The sequence below is a fragment of the Prevotella rectalis genome, assembly GCF_900607215.1.
Lineage (GTDB): Bacteria > Bacteroidota > Bacteroidia > Bacteroidales > Bacteroidaceae > Prevotella > Prevotella brunnea.
The window spans coordinates 1,366,354-1,390,683 of the sequence record NZ_LR027820.1 but is presented as its reverse complement, the minus strand read 5'-3'; the positions used below and the strand labels follow the sequence as shown (position 1 = coordinate 1,390,683).

The following is a 24,330-nucleotide window of genomic DNA, read 5'->3' as shown; positions in this document are numbered from 1 at the left end:
AAAGACTACCTTTGCAACGTTAGGTAAGTGGTCTTTGAGACATTGCAGAATAAAGAAGGGGAAAGAAACTCGCTCGTTTCCAAATCGTAACCCTTTTCTTCTTTATTCGGTGTTATTCTATTGATTATCTGAAAGATATAAAATTCTGAAATCTTTTGCGGGGGTAGGTCGTGATTTTCTTCTCATAGAGGCTTTGGGCTATTGAGAGGGTTTTGTCCGCTGAAAAGCCGTAGCGTCTGTTGGCATCCTTCTGTAAGGCAGTAAGGTCGTACAAGAGTGGTGGCGGTGTACCAGCCACCTTTCTTACGACCGATTCCACTGTAAGCTGGCTCTGACTGCGAAGTGTAGCGAGATCAGTCAGTGCCAATGCTTCACTCTCATAGTCTTTACAGCCAACGGCTTTCAGAGACACGCCCTCTTTCTCTGTAAGGGCGGATATTTTCCAATAGGGTACGGAAGAAAAATCACGATTTTCTATGTACCGACGGCAGACCATAGCAAGAGTCGGGGTCTGTACCCGTCCCAAGGAATAGCCTCCCTTGCGGGCGATAGACAATGCACGGCTTGCATTGATGCCCATGAGCCAGTCGGCTTCGCTTCTTGCCTTGGCGGAATAATAGAGATTGTCGTAATGGCTTCCCGGCTTAAGATTGGAAAGTCCTTCACGGATAGCTTTGTCTGTCAGTGATGAAATCCAAAGACGGTCGAAAGGCTTTCTGCAACCAAGATGTTGATAAATGTAGCGAAAGATCAACTCTCCTTCACGTCCTGCATCGGTGGCTACAACGATGCGGTCTGCTTTGTCAAAACAGGAACGTATCACTTTGAGCTGTTTGAGTGCCGTAGGATCGGATATATATTCCTTGTCCTTACGCACTTGGCGGACAATAAGTTGGAAAGGATTGGGACGAATGGGCAGGTCTTCGGCTTTGTAGGCAGAAAAGCCGTAGGCTTCAGGCATAGCAAGGGTGATGAGGTGTCCCATCGCCCATGTAACAAAATAGCTGTTACCTTCCAATTGAAAATCGGCGGACGGAGTGGAAGCCAAATATCCGTCCTGCTTGTTCGTTGCCCCAACGATACGGGCTATATCTCTGGCTACCGAGGGTTTCTCGGCGATAATACAAGTTGTCATAGTCGATAATAGAATTAAGGGTTACATCTTACGTCCACGAGACTTCTTCTGTTTGTTTTCGTCCGGTTTCTGCTTTTGGGCGGCAGTGGGCTGTGTTTGCCCAGTCTTCAATGGCTCTTTCACATTCTTCGTGGCTTCGTTGGTCTTGCCGTCATTATTGACCGCTACCTGCGTCTTGTGTTCTTCGGCTACGGCAACCACCTTTTCCTTGCCAGTTTCCTGCTTCTTGTCAGGATTCCACTTGTAAAAACGTGGGCGGTTCTGTTCCTTGTCCATGCGAACATAGGCGTTGAATGATTGTCCCTGTTTGTCCACCATATTCTTTAGATATAGTGTACGACCGCTATCCAAGGCTTCACGCTGTTTATCAGATAACTCTAAGCCGCAAAGCTTATGTGGGACGCCTTGCTGCTGTGTCTGTTTGTGTTCCTGTCGTTCTCTTAAACTCTTGTTGTCGCCAAAGATGAACTCAATGCCTTTCTTCTCGGCATTGACCTGCAAGGTGGCGTTGAAAGACTTGCCGCTCTTGGCGGTCATATCCTCCACCTTCACGGCTTTGCCTTCCACAAGGTCTTTATACTGAGCGTCAGAAAGGGTAACGCCCTTGATTTCCTTGGGAATGTTCACACGGTCGGCACGCAGGGCTACAATTTCGTTGGTCTGTGGGTCGATGGAGACATAGGCTGAAAAAGGATTGCCGTTCTTTGGCGTTACTTCGATTGTCTTGCCAAGGTTGCCCGTAGTGAGTAGTTGTTCTTTCTCTTCGGGAGAGAACTTGTAGCCCATATAGGGGAAGTCAAGCTGTGGCTCCTTGCGTAAAGGATGGATAGCCAAGCCGACATTGCCACTATCGTCCGTGCGGAACGCAAGACGTGCTTCAGTGTAGATAGTTGTCTCACCAATAGGTACGGCAATAGTAACAAGGTTACTCTTCTGCCAAGAAAGCATCTTTTCTAACTCTCCACTTTGTTCCAGTCGTTCACGGGTAAGACCGAGGTTGTCGAGTTGCTTCCAATCAATCTTCGACTCATCAATGACTGTGGCGTTCTTCTTTTTCGGCAGATAATCGTTAAAGGATACTCCAATCTCTGTCAGTTGCTGTTTGTTTTCGGGTTTCTCACGGCTTTGCAGCATGGTGCGCAGGTTGTCCACGCTCTGCTCAACGTTGCTTGCCACTACCTTGTACAGTCCGAAACGAGTCGGGTTATTGAACTGTTTGAGGAAATTGGACATGAAGTTCTTTAGAAGTCCGTCCTTGTTGTTAAACTTCAAGAATGCTGCCTGATTGGCAGCGCTTGCTTCAGTTGTTTTAAGGTTTCCCTTTTCGTCAATACCAGAAATTACGGAGAGTTTCCCCGCTTCTTTCTCATTCTTCACTTCAGTGCGGTCTTCCAAGACCAGCACATAGTTGTCATTGCTGTTTGGTTCCATATTTTTTTTGTTTTTAAGATGAATAAATGACTGTAACACAGCGAAGTTATAAGTATATAATAGAAAAGGCAGAAATCGAGGATTAGGTAGGATAAATCGGGAAATATTGGGAAAAATGACGGATTTTCAAAAATTTCTGTCATTTTCTTCGTCAATCCAACAGACAACGAGTAACTTTGTAGGATATTTAATGGATGAAGAAATAAATAAAATCATCGTATGACGATAATAAATAGAATTAAAGTTGTGCTTGTGGAGAAGCAGCGTACAAGCAAATGGCTGGCAGAGCAACTTGGAAAATCCGAGAATACAGTTTCAAAATGGTGCTCCAATAAGACCCAGCCTTCTTTGGATACTCTTTTAGAAATAGCGTTGGTACTGGATATTGATATTAGAGAACTTCTTGTATCGACAAAATGCACATAACTGTTTGTCTCTTTATCTTTACAATCTTTGCCATTATGAAAATACAGACAGTTTTCATAGCCCTCTTAAAGAAAAATATTGCTTGTTATCGAATAAGCATATTACTCTGTACTTTACTATTGAGTACAAATGTATCCTTTTCACAGACAAAAAGCAATTCCATACAACAGATAGGTGATCTGAACAATATGTTTGCACGTATTGCGGAAACCAATGCATATGTAGAGGATCTGAATTATAACGAAGAGGAAGCAATAAACCTTCCAATCGGCATGAAACGTACGATTGGAGGTATGGAGATAACTATCGCCATAAGTCGCTTTGCATTGCAGACTTCTTCCACAGAAATTGGCGTTTATGCAAAAGCTGTTATCCCACAGGGGGCAGATGGCAAACGTACGGTTCTTTTCTTTGGGGCAGAAGGAATAAAAGGAACGCATACCGGTGGATTGACAGGAGAACTAAAACTTTCGCTTCTGCATGATGTCGAAATTCCCTTTAATGGAGGTAACACGAAAATTGTCCTAAAGGGAAAAGGACTTAATAAAGAGCGAGGATTTGCTCAAAGTAACACCTATATGACAATTGGGTGTGATGGTTTCCATAATCTTGCAATGGATGCAGAAGTCCATTTCCCAACCTCACTGATAGTAAAGGCTGGGGGACAAAATATAGAGAGAAACGAAACAAAGAACAGACTGTCAGCAGATGATTTTGATAAAGAAAGTAATTCCTTAAATCAGGTTATCGGGCATTTCAGCACAGTCATAGAAAGTTGGGATGATTTACTCGTTTCTTTAAATCTGCCAAGTTTTGAGATAAAAGGGTTGAAAGACTATATATTCTCACTTGATAATGTCATTTTGGATTTCAGTAGCAGGCGAAATTCCAACATAACACGTTTTCCACAAGAATACCAGCAAGGTTATCTTCCTGATGAACAAGCTTTGTGGAGGGGTGTGTATGCAGAGAATGTGTCAATAACCTTACCGAAGGCCTTTTCAAGAGCAAGTTTTTCTGCCAAGGGATTACTAATAGACGATTATGGCATTACAGGATTATTCGCTGCCGACAGCATTCTTTCACTAGATAGAGGTAGTGCAGACGGATGGCGTTTCTCTGTTGATCATTTCGGTTTAAACCTTATTGCCAATGAACTTGTTTCCGCAGAGTTCTCCGGTAAGCTTGGCTTACCTTTTAAAGGCAAGAATACAACTTTGGGCTATGAAGGCTATCTGCAGCCCAACAACGCGTATACATTGCGGGTTAAAAATCAAGAGTCTCTTGATTTCTCTATTTTTAATGCAAAGGCATATCTTGAGAAGAACTCAAATATAACTCTTCGTTTAGTAGAAGACCATTTTGTCCCGGAAGCTGTACTTCATGGATATATGACTCTTGGAAAAGAGGGAAACAGCGACTCCACTTCACAAACAAAATTTGATAAGATTAGTTTCCGCAGTCTTAAACTAACAACCGTAGCACCTTATATTTCCGCAGAATATTTCGGTTATGAAGGAGAAGCAAAACTAGGGAACTTTCCATTATCTATAAATAAAATAGCACTTAACAATTCTGATACTAAACACGTCCGATTGACCATTGGTGCGGGGCTAAATCTTGGACAAAACTTATTCTCAGGCGCTACGGAACTATCTCTACTTGCCAAATATGAGCAAAACACTTGGGTATTTGACAAATTAGAAGTAGGGACTATAGCCGTGAATTCTGTCATAGCAGGAGTTATACAGATGAAAGGAGAACTCAATTGGCATAGAGGAGATGCAATATATGGTTATGGCTTTGCTGGAGACGTAACTTTGGGATTCTCCTTTAATAGCAAAATAGACAAAAACACAAAAGAACGGGCTAAATATGACGCATCCATTACTGCACGTGCAGCCTTCGGGTGCAAAGAGGATTTTCACTATTGGTATGCAGATGGCATGGCGACATTCCATCCTGGAGTGCCGATTGTCGGTATGATGACTCTCAATGGTATTGGAGGTGCATTAACCTCAGGCGTACGCGCGGAAGGTCGCAATCCTAATGGTGGTCATTTCACGAATGCCAATTATATTCCAGATGCCTCTATGGGATTCGGCTTCAAGGCTTCTACGATTATTGAAATAGGCAAGGCGGCTTATGGAGAGGCTGCTTTTGAAATGATTTTCTCAAAAGCAGGTGGCTTGGCATCAGCAGGTTTTTATGGTTATGGAGAGTTTCCTAACAGAGGAGGTGGTAGTGCCTCTACCAGCGAAAAGTTAGAGAAACAGCAACGTACTTTCCCTGCCAAGTTATCAGAACAGTTCAAACAGAATGACTGGGCGCAACTGGCTGAAGCCATCAAATCCATTCCTGATGCCATTAAAGATATGGGACTATCAGGTACTTTATGTATCCAAATGGACTTCCAGAACCATGTACTGCATGCAAGCTCAGATGTTTATCTCAATACCCCTTCGGAGTTCATCCGTGGTGTAGGAGAACGTGGAAAGGCTGGTTGGGGTATTTTACATATAGATCCAAAAGAATGGTATCTACATCTTGGTACACCAACTAACAGGTTGGGAGTACAGCTAGCTGTGGGAAATATTCTTGCCGTAAAAACAGGGTCATACTTTATGGCAGGGAATCGTATCCCCGATATGCCCGCTCCTCCGCAGATCGTTGCAAACCTCTTGGGGCAAGACATAGGAAGACTCAGCCTTGGGCGAAATCTTGATGCACTAAGCACAGGTAAGGGATTTGCCTTTGGCTCTGAACTTGCAGTGAAGACTGGAGACCTGCAGTTCCTAATGATGTATGCCAATTTCAATGCCGGGATTGGATTTGACATCATGTTAAAAGACTATGCACAGGCGCAGTGCAAGGGACGCTCTGGTACCATTGGTATGTATGGATGGTATGCTCAAGGACAGACCTATGCCTATCTACAAGGAGAACTAGGCGTAAAAGTAAAACTATGGTTCATCCGTATCCGTGTACCAGTAATTAAAGGAGGCGCGGCTGCGCTTTTGCAAGCGGGATTACCAGATCCAACATATTTTAAAGGATATTTAGGAGTGAATCTCAATGTTCTTGGGCTAATCAAGGGCAGGGCACGATTTAAGCTGACAATTGGTGAGGAATGCGATGTCATCATCCCAGGTAGCTCTCCTATAGACGAGCCTATGATCAATAGCCTAGCCCCTGCTGATGGCGAGCAGGATGTCAGTGTTTTCTCTGTACCACAGGCAGCATTCAATATTGCTATGGATAAGAGTTTTGAGGCGACTGGTGAAGAAGGGCAGACTGTTTACTATCGCATCAGTCTCAAGGAGTTTATCATTAAAGATAAGGAAAATCATAGCATTGCAGGAAAACTCATTTGGGGAAAAGATAAGACTGATGTCCGCTTCCAGTCTAAAGAGATCCTTCCACCTAACACAGAATTAACGGCTGAGGTCCGCATCGTTTTTGAAGAACTGAAGAATGGCGAATGGAAACCAGTGATGACTTCCGGTAAGCCTGCTTATGAAGAGAAGGTATGCCATTTTACTACAGGAGGTGCTCCATCGGATATACCTGTACAGAACATAGTATATTCTTACCCTGTGCTTGGCCAGAAATATCTTCTGACCAAGGAGTATGGCAAGGGATATGTGCAATTGCAGTTTGGGCAAAAATACCTGTTTGAGAAAGGGTTTGACTACAAGCTGGCTTTCGTTACGAAGCAGAATGAACGTATAGTTACCGATTTTAGCTATAATGAAGCTGAAAACCGTCTGGAGTTCACTCTTCCTGTCTTAGAAAAGCAAACAGAATATACATTGGATTTATCATATTCTGCCACACAGAAAGACAATGCAGACACAAATGATAAATCTTCCGAAGGCTTAGAAACAAATAACGACGAAGACTTTTCTGGGCATATTGGCGGGAATAAGGCCAGTGCAATGATTTCTAGTGACCTTGAACAGTCTATCCTGACATACCCCTTTGCAACCAGTCTTTATGAGACGTTTAGGGATAAAATGAGAGGTGTGAAAGTCCGTGACGATGTTGCCATAGATGCAGGTATTGCCCTAACATTGGGTGCAGAAGTGCAAAGTAAGGAATCCTTTGACGAAGCAGAAGTTATAGGCGTGGAGAAGACACAATACATACCTTTGCTCTCTTTTCATTCCGACCTCAATGAGGAGTATTTTACAAACACAGTTATTCCACTTGTCTATGAAGGATATCCTTATGGTAATATACACCTTGTAAGAAGGGAAGAACTGCCAATAGGTATTCCTCCATATAAGGCATTCTCGCCAAGTCAAAATTATCTTTCCTTGATGCAGTCCGGATCGATAAACCTATCCCTTTTCCGGTTCCCATTCATATTCGATGCATCTCTCGTGTCGTTCAACGACTACCGAGATTTGCAGAATTCCATTATTAATAATAGGGAATCTATTACTCCACAGGTCTATACCAGATTTGTTATCGGGTCGTTACCTATTTTGAAAAAAGGTCGGTATAAGTCAATCGTAAGTTATATTTTGCCAGATGGGACTACAACAAGTAACTATGAGTTCATCTATACGAATCAACTCAATTTAAATAAATAAGTATGCGCCATATAAAAATAATAAGCCTTTTGGTTTTCCTTTGCATATACCCTCTTATAAGCATGGCACAATTGAATCAAGTGCCAGTTATTAGGATGCGTGCAGAAGTACAATCTGACCGCATCTTGCTACGCTGGATTTCAACCGATGCAGAAAGTTGGGAACTGCTTAATAAGTATGGGGTACGTTTGGAGCGTCTAACGGTAGCCCGTTCTGGTGTAGTTCTGGAAAATCCGGAAATCAAGATACTCAACGAAAATCTCAAGCCGGAAGAAACGGAAACGCTAAAAAAACTTGCTGCTGAATATCCTATGGGAGCTGTCATTGCGCAAGCAATCTTTGGAGAGGATTTTGAAGTCAGTCTTGGTGATAATTCTATATCTAAAGCCATCTCTCTTGATGAAATGCGTCAGCAGCGTTATTTATTCTCACTTTATGCAGCAGATCTGTGTTTCCCCGTAGCTAAGGAAGTTGGATGGGGATGGGAAGATAAGGATGTTAAGAAAAGCGAGCGTTATCTTTATCGTGCAATATCTCTTGTTCCAAAGGAAAAAAGAAATATCGAGCAAGGGGCAGTATTTGCTATTGCAGATGAGACTGTCAAACTGGTAAAGCCCATAGACCTATCTGCCCAATTCAGCGAGTCTGGTGCGCTTTTATCATGGGATTATAATACGTTGTCATACCTTTATTCCTCCTATTTCATTGAACGGAGTGAGGATGGTAGGAACTTTAAGCAGATTTCGGATTTACCGGTTACCCGCATGGCGGATACAGACAAAAATCCTCATGCTCCTATTACTTATTTGGATAGCATACCGTTAGGTAAGACCATATATTATCGTGTGGTTGGCGTTACGCCCTTTGGTAGCAAAGGAGAATATAGTGCTGTTGTCTCTGGAATTGCTTATCCTGCATTGAAAGAAGCTCCTATGATTACTGATTCAAAGTTTGATAAGGTTGGTGGAGCAGACATTGCTTGGCAATTTGATAGTGCACATCAAGACCTTATCAGTGGATTTCACATACTCCACTCTACGGATGATAAGACCTATAGTACCCTAGCCAATAATATCGGAGCAAACGAAAGAAATTACCATATAGAAAAAATTGGGAAAAACATATATTATAAGGTAGAAGCTAAAGCTAAGCACGGAGCATCTACCCATTCGCTTCCTGTACTTATCCAACCTGTTGACAGTGTTCCACCTGCAATTCCACAAGGTCTGAAAGCTCATATAGATAGTCTTGGCGCAGTATTTCTCTCTTGGGAAGCCAACCATGATGCTGACATTTATGGTTATCGTCTTTATCGCGGGCAGACAAAAGGAGAAGAGTTGATACCCATTACAGATGTGGCTATCCGTGAAACATACTATACGGATAGTGTGAATATCAATAATCTGAATGATAAAGTGTATTATGCTTTAACAGCCCTTGATGAGAGATATAATCAGTCAGAGCAAGGTGAAACGATAGAGGTTTACAAACTTCTGACAATTCCTCCCACAGTACCTATCATCACTAAGGGAACCTCGGAGATAGGCAAAAATATTATAAAATGGGTTAGCGGAAGAGAACCACAACTTGCTGGCTTTATCGTTGTACGTACAGATGTGGATGGTGAAACAGAGCAAAGGGTTCAGCGTATTGCTAATCCAAAGGCAACCGAATATGAAGATAATGACATTGAATTAGGGAAAACTTATCAATATCAAGTAATGGCTTATACCCTTAACCAACAAAACTCTCCCTTATCTTCCCCTATAAAGATAAAATCGCTAAAAGGAGAGAATGAAAATGAAGCTATCAAATTTGATGTAGAAGTTTTGCCAGGAGGCATCGCTATTAAATGGAATATTCCTTATAAAGATATTCTCTCTGTCACTTTATATAAGATAGATGAAACGAATACCAAGTTTCTATATCGAGAAGGGCTTCCTTCTTCTGGTGCATTGACAGATAAAGACATTTTTCAGAACCGAGAAAATGAATATATATTAATTGTAAAATCAAAAGGGCGAAAAACTGCGAACATCATTAAGAAAATACATTTATGAAAAAACTGATATATATTGTTTTATGTTTACTATGCAGCCTCGGACTTCATGCTCAAAACTATGTTTTTGAATATGATGTGGAGTTCTTTTTGAATAGTGGGAGCCGAAGATTTTATAATACACTTTTCTATACAACGACTAATAATCCCACAAAAAGAGAAATACCAGCATTCTCCATGAGCCGAGAGCGTAGAAGCCACTTTAGTATACAAGGAGATTACCTAATTCCAGCAAATGAAGGACCTATAAATAAAATGTGGGTGAAAACATCAAGGCAAGTTAAATTTGCAGCTTGGCATAGTGATGGAAGTAATACTTCTGATTTTTTCAGTTCAAATAATGGGCAAACTGAATTTTCTTTGACGGATTTATGGTGGGGAAGCCTTAGTACTTACCATTCTAATGTAACCACACATAAGTTTCTTGTATACCCTCAATTACTTTTTACAAACGAACAACCGACCTTACTCCCGAGCAGAGATAAGACCCTGATTACAAATACAGCGGGCTTTCCACGTTCTACCTATAAATGGCAGTACTCTATAGATGGTGCTATTACTTGGCTTGATGTTCCATCTTCGGTTATCGATGCATCCCCAGAAGGTTCTTTAAGTGTGTGTGGAACTGACTTGATGGGAGAAGAAGCTTTCCAGCAACTTGCAGCACAAGGAAAACCTATACTATTTCGTATATTCAATCCTGTCAAGTCCAGTAAAACTGTAAGTTTGCAAGCAGCATTGTCTTCGCCAAAAATTTTATCCCACGAGATATTCCTTGAGAAGTGCCATCTATCTGCTGATGCTGCCATCAGAGTAACATTGAGTCGCTCCTTACTCTCAGGGGAATCTTTAAGTTGCTTCATCAATGGGCAAGCTATCGGGAGTGCCGGCAATATTACTTTGGACAGTGATAACAGCTTTTTGCTTGAAGGATATTCTCCCGGTTCGTATAATATTTCTTTTAAAGGAAGTTATAATGGGTATAATACCTATACAGGTGATACCGGACACAAATTTACAGCAGTTGTTGCAGAACGTCCAGCCATCACCCATTCATTCACCCAAAAGAATGTTAGTTGTTTCTCCGGCCATGATGGGGAGATAACACTGACAGCATCAGGAGGAACAGGAAATTTTACTGCAGAATTGATGGATGCTGGAGGCTCTGTTGTACAAAAAGAATCCTTCAATACCAGAAGTACTACGTTTAAACAATTATCGGCAGGTAACTATACACTTCGCCTACAGGACAGTAATGGTTGTGTTGCGAAATCAACTTCAGGCGAAGAACTTGTCCACCAAATAACATTGACAGAGCCTGACGAGGCAGTCAGTATAAAGGAAATAGCAAAAACAAGTCCATTGGCCTATCAATCATCAGATGGTTCCATACAGATTGCAGTTTCTGGAGGTTCGCCATCTGCATCGGGATATACCGTTCACTTTATCCGAACAAGTGATGGACAATCATTTACACCAACGGAATCACGGCCTGACGGTACCCAATACATCTATACACTTCGAAACATTTCCCGTGGGGAATATACGGCTATTGCAGAAGATATGCGATACTCCTCACTTGAAAACGGAGACAAGCAAGAACCTTGTGGTTGTCATGCACAATTAGCGATAACCCTTTCAGCTCCTCCCTTGTTGACTGTAGAGGTTGAAGAAACTCATTTCGTCAGCTGTCATGGCGATAGTGACGGTGAACTGACGGCTCATGGGAAAGGTGGCAAACCTATCGTTTCTGCCCGCCTCCCATATACCTACACTTGGTACAAAGTATCAGATGGTGCCAAAGAAGAACTTCCCTTGCAGGTGGATAGTATAGCGCACAACCTTGTGGCAGGCCAATATCAAGTCAAAATTACTGATGCGAATGGTATTTCCGCAGAATCGGCTGTTTTTGAACTCAAACAGCCCGACTTGCTTGCCCTATCATTTACCACACGACCTCCATCGTGTAACAGTGGAAGTGGGCTTATTTCTACAACTGTAACAGGTGGCACGCCTCCTTATACTTATGAGTGGAATAAGGAAGGAGCGACAGAGGCTAATCTGGTCATTGAGGAAGCGGGAAGTTTCTTTGTCAGAGTTGTTGACAGTCGTGGTTGTTTTATTACCGGCAATGTAGAAGTTACAGCACCTGATGCGATATCCTTCAAGCCAACGATCACCAATCCTACTTGCCATGATGCAAATAATGGTGCCATATCCCTGGAACTGTCAGGAGGAACAGCACCCTATACCATACGTTGGGAAGATGATAATAATGTCACAACAGCTAATCGAGAAAATCTGAAAGCAGGTGAATATGTTGCTGTCATCACAGACAAAGCCGGTTGTTCCCTACACTATAGAGTTGTACTTGAACAGCCAGAGGCTCTAATTGTGAAACTTGGTGCGGGCTTTACACTCTGCCATGAGCAGTCTCGCAAGATAACGGCTCTGCCTAATGTGGAAAATGTAACTTATCAATGGTTTCACAATGGACAACAATTAGAGGAGACGAGCAAGGAACTAATTGTATCAAAAGCGGGTAAGTACCGTGTTGTCATCACCAATGAAAATGGATGTACCGCTATGGCTGAAATTGAAATCAAAACAAGTAGTACAGCACTTCCTTTGGATATGACAGCTCCTACGTCTGTTACTGTAGGAACTCCTATTCATGCAGTCAACATCAGTCGAATCCGTGCGGATAAACTGGAGTGGACGTTGCCTAAAAATTCAATTGTAACAAGCAAATCTGATGAAAGGGTAACCTTTACAATCCCCGAAGCTGGTGTTTACGAAATAACCCTCGTTGGCTATTTAGGAGACTGTTCTACCGTTGTAACCCAACGACTTGAGGTACTTGCTGAAGGAAGTGTTATACTGCCCGACGGCAAGGACGGATTTATCAGACAGTTCTTAGTTACTCCAAATCCGACAACTGGTGATTTTAAGGTATATGTTGAACTGAAAGAACCGCATGACTTTACCCTACGCCTTCTCTCTCCGACTGGTACAGAAATGGATAGAAAAGCTGTACAAAATGTCTCTAAGCATACATTTGAATATGAATTGCGTGGTGATATTGACGGAATATTTGGAGTGGAGCTTTCCGTAGGTAATGAGAAATCGACACTCAAGATTACAAAGAAAAAGAAATAACTCTACATAAACAGGAAGTATGAGCACAAAATCGACGAACTTTTGTAAACTATTCAAAACACTGTTAGTAGCCATCCTCCTTACCGTGGTGGGAGGTGGGCGACTCTATGCCCAATACTATCCTGTTCATGCTACTGTCCAATGGCCATCACCCCAAAGTCCATACTTGTCTGATTACTATAGCGGAAGCCGTGACAGGCTGATAGTCAATCTGCTCAACCGCGACCTACAGCAACCCCTGCTCTTTGCCAGACTGCGCATCAAGATTAAGAGTACAGGTTTTCTTGCCACTAGCCGTGAGGAAATCAACTACCCGATGCTGGAGCTCAGTGCAAATGTCCCGACCCGCCTGACCAATATAGATCTCGCCCCTTATCTACAACCTCAAAACCTCCAAACCAGCGGGAATCTGAGGAACGGACAACTTCCTGTGGGATATACAGAGATTTCTGTTCAGGTTGTGGATTATTATACCGGTCGCGTTTTGTCTGACTGGCATACAGGCCGCTCTTATCTTGATGTAAAGAAACCTCCTTTGCTTAATTTCCCGGAGAAAGATGCCCAAATAGGTATCACAGAGCCTCTCTATATCCGTTTCCAATGGATGCCCCGCCATCAGGGACTTGCCGGAACAGAGTATGAGTTTGTATTGAAGGAACTGCCGGACAATGGCGCAGCTCCTCAGTCTGCGTTTGCCTATGGCAATGAGATATATCGTATCCGTACCCGTAATACAACGTTGAACTATACCCATCTTGAACCTATCCTTTTTCCAAATCGATGCTACGCTTGGCAAGTACAGGCAATTGCCCGTGACGGGGTTGATGAAGTCGGCATGTTTGAGAATGGCGGCTTCAGTGAAATCAACTGGTTCTATCTTAATGACAATTGTCAAGCACCGACTGGGTTGAAAGCTCTTCCCCGCTTTGCCAAAGTGGAACTTTCATGGAACAAGGTCATTGGCACAACGGGGTATGTCGTGGAATGTCGTCCTAAGACGAAGCTAAATGTTTACGAATGGAGCAGTACACGTGTTGCCGGCGAATACCTTACACTTGCCCAATTGAAACCGGGATGGACATACGAATGGCGTGTAGGTACGCTCTGCACGGATGATCGTCCTGTCTTTTCGGACGTACATGAGTTTACGCTCAGTAGCCGGAATGACGAGCTGCTGGCTGACTGTGGCAAGGAACCTGTGAGAGAAGACCTTTCGCAGGAGCCTAACTTGCGGATTAAAGCCGGAGACATTGTTACCATTGGTGGCGACTATCCGATGACCATAACAGAGGCTGTCTCATTAGGAGACGGTTGGTATTCTGGACGTGGTAAGACTCGACTGAAAACCATTATCGATGCTCCCGTTGCACTTCGTTTCGACCGACTCCGCATCAATGTGGATAACTTCCAGATAGACGGAACGGTGGAAGCGTCCTACGATGAGAAAAAAGCAAAGATAGCCAATCTTGACTATGTGGATGACGGCGGCAAGGACATCAAACCGGCTACGATCCGTATGCGTGAGCATAAAATGGACTTTACCCTTCCCGACATACCACAGTTTACATATAATCCTGAGAGTGGAGCGTTAGAAACGATCGATGCCGACGGTAACCCACAGACCATCAAAATAGATGTGCCGGAAAACGCCTCGTATGAGAGTATTTTCCCCATGTTGGTTACGGACAATAAAGGAAATACCTATCAGATCAGCCCGGCAGAACAGGATGCCGGAGGGACAAATGATGATGCCGAAAATGGAAATCAAGATAAAAATATAAAACTCACCTGTGAGCCTGTAACTCGTATCGGAGATTTCAATACGGAATCCCTATCAAGCAAGTATGGCTATATACACTTTGAACGCGGAGACGGGAAATATGCCTTTGATGCCGGTCGGGAGAAATGGTATAAGAAGAGTGTAAAGGTGGATCGTTTCTACAAGCCGTTTGCAAAGGGGTATATTGCGCCTTGGAAACTTGTCCCGACAGGAGAGAATGATGTTGTTACGGCAAGGTATGACGGTCAGAAGAAAATAGACCTGAAGAAAGTTCATTTTGTTTCCGATCCGAATTCTGCTGCATTACCTGCACAACTCAACGAAGCGGAGCAGACATGGACGATTAGTCTCCGTTCTGTATCGGCCGGTTCCGGTTACGATGTTTTTGCAGTTTACGAGGGAGTGGTCATTGGCAAACTCCGCGTGGTAAGCTATGCCAATCAGCAGCACAAGGTAACCCTTGTTCCAATCAACGAGGTAAAATTGGATAAAGCTGACATTGAGCAGGAACTCAATGCCATCTATAATCCTGTTGGCGTGCAGTTTACCGTGAATGTGGATGAGCGCATGCGTGGCAATTACAGTTGGGAAAGAAAAACAGAGAAAGACAGTCTGTTGGGTGTCGTTAGTAAGTCTTTTTGGGGCTATGACAAGGAAGTCAAAGAGACTCCAGAGATGCTCAATCTGCAGAAGACTTACCAGCAGGAAGCAGGGACACTTGACGGCGCCTACTTATTTGTTCTTAATGGAGCCAAGGGACTTGAAGGACAGAATAAGGACTTGTTGGGTGAAATGCCTCGTAAGAGCAGATTTGGCTATATCTTCACAGCTAACAGCTATAATACAACTTCATTGGTTCGTACCATTGCTCACGAAGTAGGACATGGAATATTCACCTTGCAGCATACTTTTGATAGCGAGTATGGGAAAGATACACAAGGAGAGACTAATAATCTCCTTGATTATCATAGCAATCCTCTTGATTATAAGGAGAAAACAGAACTCGCCGCCTTCCAATGGAATGTTATGGCAAATCCTGCCATATTCACAGCTATGGATAAGGCTAAAGATGGAGAAATTAATTTAAAAGAAGGAGAATTTCTTGGATTTACACCTGATGGACGGGTTATACTAAATACGCCTAAAGGTTATGAAGAGATATTTGATAATAAAAATTCTTACTTCATTATAGCATTTCTAGATAAACAAAGAAATCGATACCAATGGAATGGTAAGGACTATGATGATGGAAAAGGTCATGTTTTTATTGTCCCAGATAAACCTGTTACTGGAAAAGTTGCTATTTGGGCTAATTCAAAAAATCCTGATTGTTATATTTGGTATAAATTCATAGATGTAAAGAATTATACTTCAAAGGATTTTGGAGAAATCAAAAGGCGTATAAAGAATGATAAGCAGGAATGGACTGCTGACTATGTGTATCAAGCCTCAAAGGATTGTATTACTAAATCCAAGAAAGAAAAGGAGGCGGGCATTAAACTCCCTTCAATACATACAGAGCTTTCAATAAAAGAACAATTTGAAAAAGTTGGACACTCGTTTGACAATAATGTAGAATTCACACAGAATGGTAAGGTTTATCGTAGAAATGCACAAAACCAGATAGAGGCAGTAGAAAAGCCGCTTAGTGACGAACAGATAAACAAAGGGATATGGGATGACGACAGACAAGAGTATAAACTACGCTTTACCACAGATTCAAGTGGTGTAAAGATACAAGCATTTGGTATCAGTTCAAAATATATCAAAAATGCTCAAAATATCCTTTCCAGAAAATATAACCATGATGTTAAAATAGATGGTGTTGTAATTTCTGAAAATATCAGGAATAAGACCAATACTTTATTCAAAGACAATAATGTAGCAAACTTAAATACCCCTTACAATGCAGAGACTGGCACTTTTGCTGATGGTGCACGTATCAAGATACAGGGAAGCTATGGCAAGGTTATTTCCGAAGGAATAGACTTGACAACTACATTACTTAAAACTGGTGAGATACAATCATCTACTTACCTCTCGAGCTCAGATGCTTCCATTCACGCTCCAGGATTGGTAACAGGAAGCATTGAGGTAGTTGCTCAGAAGGTAACGGACTTGACCAGTCTTGGTACGCTGGCATATGATATTGCGACTGACCAAGAAACAAGAAATGGACTGAAGGAACAATTCCAAGGCATCAAAGACCAAATTGGAGAGAATCCAAAAGAATTTTTCCCTATCTTGGGAGAAGTTATCCTCACAGTAGGAACGGGAAATTCCAAAGAAGAATGGAACAAGGCTCAAAACAGTAAGGATGATGGTGAGCGTAGTCATTTGGCGACAAGAGGTACAGGAAATGCAATTGTTACTCTATTGTCGGGAACTGCTATTGTGAAAGATTTGCCTGAAATTGCAGATAAATTAGGAGATGCAATCAAAAAAGTCAAGCGAATTTCACAGACGCTTGAAGACTTTATTGCAAAATCACTGCCCGAGAAATTAGAAGATATTGGAAACATTTGGAAAACTAAATATCCTGTATCAGATATGCTGGAAGGAAGAACTATCTTTGAGGATATTATGGGAGAATATCGTTATAAGAAATCAGAAGGATGGGTACATACTGCAGACATTGCTAATAACTTTAAAGGAGTGGATTTCTACAAAGGGACAGAAATAGGCAACCAGATATTTGCAAAAAAAGCAGTGTCTATGAAAACAACGATCTTAACAGATGTGAATGCTTGGCTAAACTCTAAACCAATACAAGATAATATCAGATTTTTAAAAGATGGATTAGAAAATGTTGAAGGTATGACAAGTAATGGGCATATAATGAAAATTACAGAAAAGGCAGAAGTACACATCTATATGCCTAAAGAGAATGCAACTGCTGATTTGCAAAAGGAATGGCATAACAAACTTGATGCCATTCATCCCAAAATAAAGTTTGAAATTCACATATTGGAAGATTATATAAAATAATGGTAGTATGTTTACTATAGGGAAATTGACATATTTGAATATAGATAAAAAGAGTTTTAGTTTTGTGACAGATACTAAAGGCTCTATAGATTATCAAAAATGGGTAAAATACATTGATAAAAATCAGGGACTATTTGTATGGTATGAAGATACAGAAGATGGAAAAAATATCTTAAAAAACATTAAAGATGTTCCAGAGGAATTTCAAAAGCATGCTCTTGCTTTGTTGAATAAGGTGCGGTGTTTTGCTAAATTTAATAGCAAAAAGAATTATTATGATATAAGTGTAGGATGTTCCGAAGAAAGCCAAAGAGTAACTATCACCTTTGAGCGAAGACCTCAAATAGAGGAGATTAGACTATTTTTAAACATGGCAAAATATTTAGATGCTATGCTCCTATACAGGGGGAAAAAAAAGATAGATGAAAAGATTATCGAGGAGTTGGAATACAACAGCAAAAAATGACAGCAATGAGAAATTTGTATATTACAATAAATAAGTTTAGTACTCTTAATCGTTCAAGATTACATGCATTAGACTACAATAAATGGGTGAAGTATATAGAAAGTAACTCATCATATTTCATATGGTATTCAGATACAGAATCTGGCAGAAGACTCGCTGAGTCTATCACGAATTATCCCAAAACCCTGAATACCGATTATTCAGAAACATCATATTAACAACAAAATAGTTTAAAATATGAGATATATTGAGTCAAAACAAATAGAAAATGTCGAAAGCTTCTGTCCCGACAACGGGGACTACGCCTATACCAAAGGGCAGAAAGGTTATTTGTGTATTGATGGGGTGCTTTTAGAAAAAGATAATGCACCTTTAGAGCTTTCTCTTAGAGGTAAGTATATGTATGTATGGTATAGTCATTTGGGGAGTCTTGAACTATACGAGGGGCACACACTTTTGAACAGTATAGAACGTAATGTTATTCTGCTAAATGAGCAAACTCAATATATAGGTAAGACCTATGAGGAATTTAATCCTTTTCGACAGGGTTATAACTTCGCATCTCCAATTGATGGACAACTGATATTGCCTGAGTTTATTCCGTACATGCTGTATGTGGAAGATGATATAATTATCGCCTATGATAATTTTAGCGGAGAGTTCAAGCGAATAAATACTCAAATCGAAACTCTCTGGCAATTTCCTCTTTCTTTATTGGGAGGGACGGAATATGAACCTGACGGAACCGACAAAATAGACAAGATATTGGGAGTTATTCACGGGAACATCTGGTTTTATACAGATTTTTATAGATTGGTAGCTTTGGACTTGGAAACGGGAAACAAAGTATATTCATTTGATTGCTTTGGTGTCTATTTAGACAAAAGAACAAACAACATATTTGCAATTTCATCAAATGTGATTACGATAATCGACACGGAAAAGTTAGCAGTTATAGAACGGTATGATTTCCTTGAAACTGATCCCACGGGTATAGGAACATACCGAAGAGTATTCAGTCCGATGCTTCAAGGAGACTATTTTACCTTTTTGGGTGAGAAAGAGGAGGACTTCGGTAGCAACATGCGTCGGATCGGCATTTTCGATTATAAAGCTCGCAAGCTGGTTTGGGAATATGAACTCATCAGCATAGATGAATACGAACAAACACGTAACCACTTAGTGCCTTCCAAGCCTTTGTATATGATAGGCAATAAATTATACATAAAGGACTTTAAAAATACTTTACACATCTTTGAACGAGAAGATATTTGATGACAAGCTATGAATACAATACATAGGCCATATCGGGCTGTACTACTCTTTATGTTGACGTGCTTGGTCTCTTCCTGCCTCAAAGAAACTGCTGTCCCTATCGAATCGGCATTCACCATTGAGACATCAGAAGATAAGACCTCACCTGTAACTATCCAATTGAAAAACGAAAGTTATGGGGCAGACGAATATGAATGGACATTTGAAGGAGGACAACCTAGTAGTTCTACAGACAAAAGCCCAGGAAAGGTTGTATTCACGCAGGCAGGTGAGCACAAAATAACCTTGCGAGTTTGGAATAGTGTAGAGGAAAGAGCAAGTCAGCAGACCATAAGGGTTGATTCCACCATGACTATAGACTTTGATTTTTCAATCGCCCTCAATGACATCGCCCCAGGCGTGGTATCTATTACCAATAAGAGTAAAGGTGGAAGCCAATACGAGTGGGCATTTGAAGGAGGTGTTCCCTCTACATCCAACCGACAGCATCCGGGCACGATAACCTTTGCGGACGGTGGTGAGCATAAGATCCACCTAAGAGTATTCAATGGCAGTAAATACGAGGAACGTACTAAGGCGCTAACCCTACAACCTCCTATGCAAGCCGATTTTTCGTATGCACCTCTGCCTGTTGATCAAGACTGGGAAGCCCCACTCACGTTGAAGACAACCAATCTCACCACAGGAGGGTTGTCTTATCATTGGGTATGTGCAGGAGCCAATGTGCTGTCTCCTACAAGTGAAACGACGACCATTCGCTTCGAGGACGCTGGTACTTACAAACTACAGATGATTGCTGGCAATGGCAAAGAAAAAAAAGTTGTGGAGAAAAACATTGTTATCAAACCAAACAGTGGCATTATTAAGCAGAATGATCTAAAATTTGGCATCAATGAGGCAAAGAATAGTGTAGGTTGTTTTTATTCAGCCAAGGAAGGTGGTGTGGTAACATCAAGTAAGATTGTGGAGAAACAGTGTGGAGCATGGGTTGACTTCGGTTTCTTTGCCCTTAACTCCTCTTTCAACTACTGCTACTTCTTTGCACCCAATCAGGCTAAAGCCAATTCATTCCCAAAGATAGACAATGCTCAAGATGCTACTTTTATTAATAATCCCAGTTCAATGGGAATCAATATCACAAATGCCATTTTTGACAACATCAAAAGATCTTCTGACATGAATCAATTTACAAAGTGGTCGGAAACTAATCAAACAAACTTCAACAAAACCAGTACACCACATTTCGTGCTGGTACGTACTGCTGATGGTAGAAGGGGAATCATCAGAATCAAGGAGTTCGTCAAAGATGGCTCGCAATCTTATATTGTTGCGGATGTCAAACTTGAAAAGAGAGCAGGGGAATAACAATATACGCATATAAGACATATGAACAGACCTCATATTATACGAATAGTCTTGGGTCTCTTCATGTTTATGACATGGAGCAGCGCCGTATCAGCCCAAAATGTGGAGGAGATATTAGAGTTTCGCAAGAAGAAGCCGCTAAAAATCAGTGGTAGCATTTCAGCAAACGCAACTCAATTCAATAGTACGCCCAAGCAGTCTCGTCAGTCTTTTACCTATCAGCTGTCAGGCTCTATAAACATGTCGCTGTATGAGTTGTTTCATATCCCTATCTCTTTCAATCTGAATAACTATGGAACAAAATTCTCCTATCCATCTCTTCCTAATCGGCTGAGCCTTCATCCTTCCTACAAATGGATTCGGGCACATATAGGAGATGTATCGATGAGCTTTAGCCCCTATACGCTCAACGGTCACCAGTTCACCGGTGCCGGTATTGAGCTGACTCCAGGCAGATGGCAAATCGCCGCAATGGGCGGTAGATTATTAAAACGCGTGGATACTGACTCTTTGAATCCATCTATCCGTCCCAACTATGAACGATGGGGATATGGTGCAAAGGTCAGATATGAGGCCGATAAGTTTGCGTTAGGAGGAACAGTTTTTACGGCAAAGGATAAAAGGAGTAATATTTCTTTTGATGCTGATGCCTTGGGAATATATCCTAAAGGAAACATCGCTATTGGACTGGAAGGAAGTCTTAGCATAATCAAGGATTTGAAACTATCCTTAGAATATGGTCTAAGCATCATGCAGCGAGATTTAAGAGTAAAGGAGAAAAGCTATTATCATGCTATCAAAGCGGATTTAGCATATAGCTTCTTGGGGAATACCATCGGTATAGGCTATGAACGAATCAGCCCGGATTATGAAACACTCGGCGCCTACTATTTCAATAATGACTATGAGAACCTTACAGTCAATTACAGCCGTAGCCTTTTTGACAACAAGATGAGTATTGCACTTAGCGGAGGTGTGCAGCGAGATGATCTTTCGGGACAAAAGCAGGAGAAAAACAAACGGTTTGTTGGTTCTGCCAATATCAATTTTACTCCCAGTGAGAAGTTTTCAGCCTCTGTTTCTTTGTCAAGCTATCAGGCACATCGCAATATAAAGTCCTCATTTGATTATATAAATGAGCGTACACCGTATGAAAATCTTGACACCCTGAGGTTTACCCAATTGAATAACAGTATGGATATAAATATGAACTGGCGATTACTGAATAATGAGAAACAGACACACAACCTTTCTGCCACAGCGAGTTATCAGGAAGCTGCCGACAAACAAGGGCAATATATCATGCCCGGTAATCTGACACACTTTATGAATCTCGGTGCCAATTATGGTATTGATTTTATCCCATTGGATCTCACTATAACAGCAGGAGTAAATGTCAGCAACAATTATGCATCACGCAAGAATGTTCTGACATTAGGTCCTACACTCACCGGTACAAAACGGTTACTAAAAAAAGCCTTAACCACAGGACTGACTTTTTCGATGAATCAGACTCAGGAAGAGGATAAGAAATTGGCAACCATCTATAATATTCGATGGCATGCCAGTTATCATTTCCTTAAACGACATGGATTAAATGCCAGTGTAGCCTACCAACACCGCTCCTTGTCAGAAGCATCTTTGAGTAACTCTTCATCCCTAACCAGCCAGGTAAGTTATAGTTATTCATTCTAAAACAACCAGAACATGCAATATTGTACAAAAACAAAAATTCTCATTTTTATCATAGGCGTAGTTTGCTTATTCTCTTGCCAAAATGAGACTACCGACTTTGTTGAAAATCCAGTAAAAGCATATAGTGACACGATTGCAGCCAACACTGCCGTAGATGCTCTTTATGCAACGGGGCTTCCACAGCTTTATCTTTCGGCAGACCAAGAATATGGTATTCCCTTGGCATGGGGAAGCTATTTGTCCGGACTGTTTGAAAGTGAAGCTACGCAAGGTTATTACCCTGCATTGGTAAAACAAGACATGACAGACCCCTCTGTCAGGAATTTGGCGACAAAAATATATACGGCATGCTTTGATGGAATTGAGGCTGCTGATTCCGTCATTTTACAGATTCCAAACACAAAGGGGTTCACCCCGGCAGAACAGGCAAAACTTGTTGGTGAAGCCAAATTCTTCCGTGCATTCAATCGGTTTTATCTTATCCGTACATTCGGTTCTTTCCCGGATGAAAGGCATGCCTCCTCGTGGCTGAGTATGGAAAAGGCATATTTGAAAGTGGAAAAAGACTTGCTTGACGCCATTGCCACCTTACCGGAAAAGAATTTCCAGGAAAACAATTCACATGTAACGGCATTTACCGCCCGTGCCCTATTGGGTGATGTGTACCTACATATGAGTGGAAAACCATTACAGAAGAATAAATATGTACAGGCAGCCGCAATCCTTCGCCCCGTCATCCTGTCAGAGAAGCACCATATCGCTGCTAATGGTGCCAACGAAGAAATGTCGGCTATTAATACGCTTCGAACAACTCCAACCAATGATGAGTACCTTTATGTCGTTTATGGGGAAACTTCATTGACACGGGCATCTTTTGCATTTCCCAAAATGGCTAGGAACTGGGATAATGTTAAAGAGCATGTTGCTTTCAATGCCTTCAAGCCTATTCGGGCATTTATGAGTTGCTATGCAGAGGGAGATATAAGAGGGAAAGACCGACAGTACTTCCATACCTTCTTCAAGGTTAAGGATGAGGGAAAGACTATCTTTGAAATATTTGCTCCAGCTCCATATTTTTGGCTTACTTCCGGGAGTGATATAGCTGCTTCTAACAAGCAATATATTGGCATCTATCGTTATGCAGAAGTTTTGCTTATGGCAGCAGAAGCCATAGCCTATAGTGAAGGAGTTACTCCGGAGAATGTAAATTATCTTGCCCAAGTTCGGGCTCGCTCTACCTCTGATTCTCAGATTGAATTAAGCAAACAACTTTCAGTATTATCCGTAAATAAGTTTATCGAGGAAGTTTGGTTGGAGCGATTAAGAGAATTACCCTATGAGATGAAACAACTTTCAGATATTTTGCGCACAGACCACTATCCAGTATATAAAGATAGCACACTGCAGTTTGTTCCACTTCAAGAAGCTGGCACTTCACAAGATAAATTATTTAATAAACAATCTTTCTTTCTGCCTAAACCTACTCCTTGATTAAGTGAGCAAGGGCTGGGTTGCTTTTTATCCGTTCTATTTCTGAATCCACAAGAGATAATACATCTTGTTTGACACATTTATAATTGGCTTCGATAGTCTCTTTGAGGTTGTCGGAGCCATTTTCGTTTATGAAGTTTGCTATTACAGGGATTGATTGGTAGGCTTTCATCTCAGCAGAGACTTTGACACTATCCACCACGATCTCCGCATGGAAAATCTTTTGGTCAATACGGTACTGTCCTATAAAAGTGTGTAAGCTTCTTTTTTCTTATCTTTGTATTTGATAACTTTAAAAAAGAAAAAAATGAAACTTACACATTCGCAAATTTCGGAAATTCTTTCGAATTACACAAGCAGCAGCGAGGGTTTTGTTACCCTTCAGTCATTAATCATGAACTCCCTGATGTATCATGAACGAGAGTTGTTCGTCAGCGAAAATGCCCATGAGCAATGCAATGG

11 protein-coding genes and 3 pseudogenes are annotated in these 24,330 nt (G+C 41.5%); 11 read left to right on the top strand and 3 right to left on the bottom strand.

Annotation, left to right across the window (positions count from 1 at the left end; genetic code table 11):
• Positions 1–157 precede the first annotated feature (157 nt).
• Together E0E16_RS07065 and E0E16_RS07060 are read right to left on the bottom strand one after the other, a co-directional pair.
• Positions 158–1,135, bottom strand: a pseudogene (locus E0E16_RS07065) (DNA topoisomerase); the annotation flags it as partial.
• A gap of 21 nt (positions 1,136–1,156) precedes the next feature.
• Complete coding sequence (locus E0E16_RS07060; protein WP_130829692.1) at positions 1,157–2,566, bottom strand: DUF3945 domain-containing protein; 1,410 nt, start codon at positions 2,564–2,566, stop codon at positions 1,157–1,159.
• A gap of 219 nt (positions 2,567–2,785) precedes the next feature.
• On the opposite strand from E0E16_RS07060, the gene E0E16_RS07055 reads away from it, so the two are divergent.
• The 10 genes from E0E16_RS07055 (at position 2,786) to E0E16_RS07010 (ending at position 23,868) form a co-directional block, all read left to right on the top strand.
• On the top strand, positions 2,786–2,992 hold the full coding sequence (locus E0E16_RS07055) for a helix-turn-helix transcriptional regulator (protein WP_019036496.1): 207 nt from the start codon (positions 2,786–2,788) through the stop codon (positions 2,990–2,992).
• 35 nt (positions 2,993–3,027) lie between these two features.
• Positions 3,028–7,590: a hypothetical protein gene (locus E0E16_RS07050; RefSeq protein ID WP_255418129.1), complete on the top strand. Its 4,563-nt coding sequence runs from the start codon at positions 3,028–3,030 to the stop codon at positions 7,588–7,590.
• A 62-nt stretch (positions 7,591–7,652) separates the two neighbouring features.
• Positions 7,653–9,650: a fibronectin type III domain-containing protein gene (locus tag E0E16_RS07045; RefSeq protein ID WP_255418128.1), complete on the top strand. Its 1,998-nt coding sequence runs from the start codon at positions 7,653–7,655 to the stop codon at positions 9,648–9,650.
• The gene (locus E0E16_RS07040) at positions 9,647–12,808 is read left to right on the top strand and encodes a SprB repeat-containing protein (protein WP_130829689.1); all 3,162 of its coding nucleotides are present in this window, start codon (positions 9,647–9,649) and stop codon (positions 12,806–12,808) included. Before E0E16_RS07045 ends, E0E16_RS07040 begins: the two co-directional genes overlap by 4 nt.
• Positions 12,809–12,827: 19 nt before the next feature.
• Positions 12,828–17,576 carry a fibronectin type III domain-containing protein gene (locus tag E0E16_RS07035; protein ID WP_130829688.1) on the top strand — a complete coding sequence of 1,583 codons (4,749 nt, stop codon included), beginning with the start codon at positions 12,828–12,830 and terminating at the stop codon, positions 17,574–17,576.
• A 64-nt stretch (positions 17,577–17,640) separates the two neighbouring features.
• Positions 17,641–18,042, top strand: coding sequence for a hypothetical protein (locus E0E16_RS07030; RefSeq protein ID WP_255418127.1), 402 nt, complete (start codon positions 17,641–17,643; stop codon positions 18,040–18,042).
• A 237-nt stretch (positions 18,043–18,279) separates the two neighbouring features.
• Entirely contained in the window at positions 18,280–19,317 is a 1,038-nt protein-coding gene (locus E0E16_RS07025; RefSeq protein ID WP_130829687.1) for a hypothetical protein, read from the top strand.
• 51 nt (positions 19,318–19,368) lie between these two features.
• Positions 19,369–20,682 (top strand): PKD domain-containing protein, encoded by a 1,314-nt coding sequence (locus E0E16_RS07020; protein WP_021668934.1) that lies wholly within the window; start codon positions 19,369–19,371, stop codon positions 20,680–20,682.
• A 21-nt stretch (positions 20,683–20,703) separates the two neighbouring features.
• The gene (locus E0E16_RS07015; protein ID WP_255418126.1) at positions 20,704–22,377 is read left to right on the top strand and encodes a TonB-dependent receptor; all 1,674 of its coding nucleotides are present in this window, start codon (positions 20,704–20,706) and stop codon (positions 22,375–22,377) included.
• Positions 22,378–22,389: 12 nt separating this feature from the next.
• Positions 22,390–23,868, top strand: coding sequence for a RagB/SusD family nutrient uptake outer membrane protein (locus E0E16_RS07010; RefSeq protein WP_130829686.1), 1,479 nt, complete (start codon positions 22,390–22,392; stop codon positions 23,866–23,868).
• Here the strand turns inward: E0E16_RS07010 and E0E16_RS14630 are convergent.
• A pseudogene (locus tag E0E16_RS14630) lies at positions 23,858–24,103 on the bottom strand (conjugal transfer protein TraG); the annotation flags it as partial. The gene E0E16_RS07010 and the pseudogene E0E16_RS14630 sit on opposite strands and share 11 nt — an antisense overlap.
• A 72-nt stretch (positions 24,104–24,175) precedes the next feature.
• Here E0E16_RS14630 and E0E16_RS14975 point away from each other — a divergent pair.
• A pseudogene (locus tag E0E16_RS14975) lies at positions 24,176–24,330 on the top strand (IS256 family transposase); the annotation flags it as partial.

Coding starts and splice junctions, on each gene's coding strand:
- E0E16_RS07060 (WP_130829692.1), bottom strand. CDS start 2,566: ATGGAACCAAACAGCAATGACAACTATGTGCTGGTCTTGGAAGACCGC.
- E0E16_RS07055 (WP_019036496.1), top strand. CDS start 2,786: ATGACGATAATAAATAGAATTAAAGTTGTGCTTGTGGAGAAGCAGCGT.
- E0E16_RS07050 (WP_255418129.1), top strand. CDS start 3,028: ATGAAAATACAGACAGTTTTCATAGCCCTCTTAAAGAAAAATATTGCT.
- E0E16_RS07045 (WP_255418128.1), top strand. CDS start 7,653: ATGGCACAATTGAATCAAGTGCCAGTTATTAGGATGCGTGCAGAAGTA.
- E0E16_RS07040 (WP_130829689.1), top strand. CDS start 9,647: ATGAAAAAACTGATATATATTGTTTTATGTTTACTATGCAGCCTCGGA.
- E0E16_RS07035 (WP_130829688.1), top strand. CDS start 12,828: ATGAGCACAAAATCGACGAACTTTTGTAAACTATTCAAAACACTGTTA.
- E0E16_RS07025 (WP_130829687.1), top strand. CDS start 18,280: ATGAGATATATTGAGTCAAAACAAATAGAAAATGTCGAAAGCTTCTGT.
- E0E16_RS07020 (WP_021668934.1), top strand. CDS start 19,369: ATGTTGACGTGCTTGGTCTCTTCCTGCCTCAAAGAAACTGCTGTCCCT.
- E0E16_RS07015 (WP_255418126.1), top strand. CDS start 20,704: ATGAACAGACCTCATATTATACGAATAGTCTTGGGTCTCTTCATGTTT.
- E0E16_RS07010 (WP_130829686.1), top strand. CDS start 22,390: ATGCAATATTGTACAAAAACAAAAATTCTCATTTTTATCATAGGCGTA.